General features: G+C 60.3%; 1 pseudogene. It reads right to left on the bottom strand.

Going from position 1 to position 559, the window contains the following annotated elements:
* Nucleotides 1–366, bottom strand: a pseudogene (locus tag R1101_RS28975) (NAD-glutamate dehydrogenase domain-containing protein); the annotation flags it as partial.
* Nucleotides 367–559 lie beyond the last annotated feature (193 nt).

Raw genomic sequence — 559 nt, 5'->3', positions numbered from 1 at the left:
ACCGGACGGCTGCACGGATAAGTCGACGTTCCGCCACGTGATCGTCTCCCGCAGAAGGAGAATGGAGAGATCGTCCAACTCCGTCAGGCCCTCGGCTGCAGCGACGAATGCACCGGCGATACGGTCGCACGCCTGATCGTCCGCCACCGGTCCTTCACTCGACGTGAATTCGAAACGATGAGCACTCGAATCGTCGAGGGGGCGGTGCTCCGTCACGTTCAACCCGAAGCAGCGGAACGACTCGACGAGTTCGGTGAGAGTGAAGCGACCCTCCGGCCAGTGTGCAATGCAGTTCACTCGCTCGGCGAGCTCGCTGGGGTGAAAGCTCAGTGACATGGCGGAACTCGTCGAGGCTGTGGTGGTCATGAAGATCCTTCCGGCGGCAGTGATACCAGCCTTACGTGGACGAACGTCGACGAACAGTGCCGTTTCGGAGTGACACGAACCGTCGGACACACCGATTCGGAACACTCCGAGAATTCACATCTGCGGCATCATCAGCCCGATGAGCAAGCACATCGTGCTCGGCCCGGCCGAGATACCGAACACCCTTGTAGAT

This window comes from Rhodococcus sp. R1101 (assembly GCF_000278445.1).
Taxonomy (GTDB): Bacteria; Actinomycetota; Actinomycetes; order Mycobacteriales; family Mycobacteriaceae; genus Rhodococcus; species Rhodococcus gordoniae.
This window is presented reverse-complemented; position numbering and strand designations above follow the sequence as displayed.